This window comes from Sphingomonas sp. (assembly GCF_042091075.1).
GTDB lineage: Bacteria > Pseudomonadota > Alphaproteobacteria > Sphingomonadales > Sphingomonadaceae > Sphingomonas.
Window position 1 is genome coordinate 1 of sequence record NZ_JBELIE010000231.1, and the last position, 3,675, is coordinate 3,675.

At 71.5% G+C, this 3,675-nt stretch carries 5 protein-coding genes and 1 pseudogene; 2 read left to right on the plus strand and 4 right to left on the minus strand.

The features are described 5' to 3' along the window. Positions 1–152: pseudogene (locus ACFDSW_RS15890) on the plus strand (prephenate/arogenate dehydrogenase family protein); the annotation flags it as partial. 48 nt (positions 153–200) lie between these two features. Here ACFDSW_RS15890 and ACFDSW_RS15895 read toward each other — a convergent pair. From ACFDSW_RS15895 to ftsE, 4 genes are read right to left on the minus strand one after another with little or no spacing between them, the layout of a single operon-like run. After that, a complete protein-coding gene (locus ACFDSW_RS15895; RefSeq protein ID WP_375251239.1) occupies positions 201–884 on the minus strand; it encodes a lysophospholipid acyltransferase family protein in 684 nt (227 codons plus the stop codon). Further along, a complete protein-coding gene (locus ACFDSW_RS15900) occupies positions 881–1,435 on the minus strand; it encodes a YdcF family protein (protein WP_375251240.1) in 555 nt (184 codons plus the stop codon). The genes ACFDSW_RS15895 and ACFDSW_RS15900 overlap by 4 nt, the downstream gene beginning before the upstream one ends. Then, complete coding sequence (locus ACFDSW_RS15905) at positions 1,432–2,304, minus strand: cell division protein FtsX (protein WP_375251241.1); 873 nt, start codon at positions 2,302–2,304, stop codon at positions 1,432–1,434. Before ACFDSW_RS15905 ends, ACFDSW_RS15900 begins: the two co-directional genes overlap by 4 nt. Further along, positions 2,301–3,050, minus strand: a complete 750-nt coding sequence (gene ftsE / locus ACFDSW_RS15910; RefSeq protein WP_375251242.1) for a cell division ATP-binding protein FtsE — start codon at positions 3,048–3,050, stop codon at positions 2,301–2,303. The genes ACFDSW_RS15905 and ftsE overlap by 4 nt, the downstream gene beginning before the upstream one ends. A 189-nt stretch (positions 3,051–3,239) precedes the next feature. On the opposite strand from ftsE, the gene ACFDSW_RS15915 reads away from it, so the two are divergent. Next, positions 3,240–3,675, plus strand: a 436-nt coding sequence (locus ACFDSW_RS15915; protein ID WP_375251243.1) for a zinc-ribbon domain-containing protein, incomplete at its 3' end; no start/stop codon positions are given.

The window sequence follows — 3,675 nt, forward strand, 5'->3', positions numbered from 1 at the left end:
GCGAGGATCTCAGCCAGTTGCAGCGCGCGATCCGCTGGGGCGATGGCGATGCGCTGTTCGAGCGCTTCGCCCGGACGCGCACGATCCGCCGCTCGATCGTCGATCAGGGGCAGGACGACGACGCCGCCGATTTCGGGCGCCGGCACGATTGAGCAACCCGCCGGAGCGGGTCAGTTGGTCATGCCCGGCGGCGCACGGCGCTAGTCGTTGAGCGCGTTGATCGCGGCGTGCACCCGCGCCTCGATCTCCTTGCGGGGCAGGCCGGGCGGGATCGCCGCGCCGAATCGCAGCGTCAGAATGCCCGGCGTCGGTGTGCCGTCGCGCGGTACGAACCGCCCCGAGTCGCTCGCCACCGGCACGACCGGCAACCCCAGCGCCTTGTACAGGCCGATGAACCCCGGTTTCAGCGCCGGCCGCTCGCCATGCCGCACGCGCGTGCATTCGGGGAAGATCAGTACCGACCGGCCGCTCGCGCGCACCGCCTCACCCGCGCGCAACAGATGGCGCATCGCCTTGCTGCCCGCGCCGCGATCGAGCGCCACCGCGCCATAGCGGCTGGCGATCAGTCCCCATACCGGGATGCGCAGCAATTCCTGTTTCAGCACGATCAGCGGGCCGTCGATCCGATCGACCAGCTCGAACGTCTCGAACATCGATTCATGCTTCGCGACGTAGAGCGCCGGCCCGTCGGCGAGCCTGCCCTCGACCCGCACCGCCACACCCAGGATCATCCGTGCCAGCCAGCGGTGCAGCCTGACCCAGAAATGCGCGTAGCGCACCACCGCGCGGTGACCGAACGGCAGCGACAGCGGCGCGGCAAGCACGACCGGCACCGACAGCCCGTAGAAAGCGGCGCGGAACAGCAGCGCGCGCAGCCGGCTCATGCCCCGCCCCATGCCCCCGCAACCGCGCGCCAGCCGAGCGCCACGCCGCGCAGCAGCAGTTTGTGATACTCATTGATCGCCTGCGGCAGCGTCGGAAAGCTCTGCACGCCGTCGACGGTGATCGTCACGTCGGGCCCCAGGGTGGCGCCGAGCTCCATCGCCGCGCGGCGCGCATGCCAGTTGGAGGTGACCAGCCGCACCGATCGATAGCCATGGGTACGCACCCAGGCGCTCGTTTCCTCGGCATTGCCGCGCGTATCGACCGCCTCATCGCCGAGATCGACGCAGCAGGCGATCGTCGTGGCATGCCCGGCGACCCGGGCGAGATCCCGGCGCGTCACTCCCGGCGCGGTGCCGGTCACCAGCAAGCGCCGCGCCCGGCCCGCTTCGAGCAGGTCCAGCCCGCGCGCGATCCGCCCCGCCGCGCCGGTCGGCACGACGATCGCGTCGGTGCGCAGCGCATCGTCGGCGGGACCCGGCAGCAGCAGCATGAAGGCGGCGAAGCCCAGCGCCCAGATCAGCACCACGACCGCGATGACGCGCCGGATCACGGCAATCGCCCCAACGCCTGCAGCACCGCCCGCCGCGCGACGATCGCAGCAAGCAGCACGAACACCACCGGCAGCAACGCGATCGCGACCCAGCCTTCCCGTCCGAGCGACAGGCCCGCCAGCAATTGCGATCCCGCCGCGCCGATCTGCGATCCCGCCAGCGCGACCACCAGCCATCCCGCCACACCGCCGAACAGCGCCCCCCAGCTCGCATCGCGCGCGAGGCGGCGCTGGAACAGCCGCGCCACCTGCACGTCGGTGGCGCCGAGCGCATGCATCACCTCGATCGTGGTGCGATGCGCCTCCAGTCCGGCGCGAGCGGCCAGGATCACCACCGCCGCCGTCGCCACCGCCATCAGCACCACCAGCGTCGCCGACAACACGGTGAAGCCGGTCAGCAGCCGCCCGATTGACGCCATCGCATCGCCGTGGCGATCGACCTGCGCCGCCGGCGCGATCCGCGCCAGGAGCGCCCGCACCTGCGGCAGCGCGTCGGCGCGATCCGCGAGATCGATATCGATGAGCGCGGGGATCGGCAGCTCGCCATCCCCCGCCGTATCGCCCAGCCACGGCCCCAGGATCCGCGTCAGCTCCGCACGCGGAACGACGCGCACCGCCCGCACCGCGCGCGACGCACGCAGCGCATCGACGACGCGCTGCTCGGTCGCGGCGCGCGTCGCGGCATCGGCGGTGGCGATCTGGACCGTGGCACGTCCAGCCAGCTCACGCCCCATCGCCCCCGCCGCGGCGGCGGTGGCCACCCCCGCCGCGGTGGCGAGCACCGTCAGGAACAGCATGATGGCCAGTACCCAGGCCATCGTGCGCCCCTGTCGCGCGGTATCGAGGACGCGGTGGGTAGCCTGTTTCACAGCGGCACCACCCCGTCGCCATCGCGATAGATCGCCGCCGGCGGCCTGATCGGCCGTCCTTGCCCCCGCTCGGGTGGTGGGCCATCCTGCAACCGGCCGTCGACGATCCGCAACAGCCGTGCCGCCTGCACCCGGTCGAGCAGCGCGTAATCATGGGTCGCGACGACGACGGTCGTGCCGAGACCGTTGAGCGCGGCGAACAATTGCATCAGCCGGTCGGCCATCGCCTCGTCGACGTTGCCGGTCGGCTCGTCCGCGACCAGGATCTCGGGCCGGCCGATCACCGCACGCGCGATCGCGACTCGCTGCTGCTCCCCGCCCGACAGGGTCGCGGGGCGGGCGTCGGCACGATGGTGCAACCCGACCCATGCGAGCATTTCGGTCACCGCCTCGCGCACGTCGCGCTCCAGCATCCCCGCGATGCGCAGCGGCAGCGCGACATTGTCCGCGATCGACAAATGCGGGACGAGGCGGAAATCCTGATAGACGACGCCGATCCGCCGCCGGAACCCCGGCATCCGCCCGCGCGGCAGCGTCACCACGTCGGTGCCGAACAGCCGGATGATCCCGCGCGTCGGCCGCTGCGCGAGATACAACAGCTTCAGCAGCGAGGTCTTGCCCGCGCCGCTGGCGCCGGTGAGGAAATAGAATTCGCCCGGCGACAGCGCGAAATGGAGGTCGCGCAGCACCTCGTCGCCCTGGCCGTAGCGTAATCCGACGTGTTCGAACTCGACGATACCCGCCACCCGTCCCCGACCTGCCTCCGCCCCGGCGCAGGGGCGGCCCCGGCGGCCGGCCCGTGCAAGAAGGTGATCGCCATCGCACGCGCCCCGCCGCGCTTCAAGCATCGCGAGTCGTTACTATTGGACAACAGCGACTTGCCATCAGCGCACGGTCGGTGTTTAGATTCGGTTTACGTCCAGCCGGTGCCCGCCATGATCCTCGAATGCCCCGAATGCCGCACCCGCTATCTGGTCCCCGACAGTGCGATCGGTGCCACCGGGCGCGCGGTGCGTTGCGCCAATTGCCGGCACAGTTGGTATCAGGAACCGGCGGACCTGCCCGCGCCGCCGCCGCGCGTGGTGGACGGCGACGGCGATACCGCGACGCTGGTGCGCGACAGCGCGGCCGCGACAATGGCCGCGCCTCCGCCCGTTTCGCCCGCGATCGCCGCCGCGCCCGCGCCGCTGATCGATGCTAGCGCCTATGCCGCGACGGGTGAATCGAGCAGCCCCGGCTACGATGCCTTCGCGCATCGCCCGCCGTTCCGCGCCACCCGCAACACCACGCGCATCCGTACCATCGCCAGCCTGGCGGCGGGGCTGCTGATGCTGGTGGCGATCGCGATCATCCTGTGGACCACCGCACCGG

Excerpts from the sequence above, each read along its gene's own strand:
- ACFDSW_RS15895 (WP_375251239.1), bottom strand. The coding sequence starts at position 884 with ATGAGCCGGCTGCGCGCGCTGCTGTTCCGCGCCGCTTTCTACGGGCTG.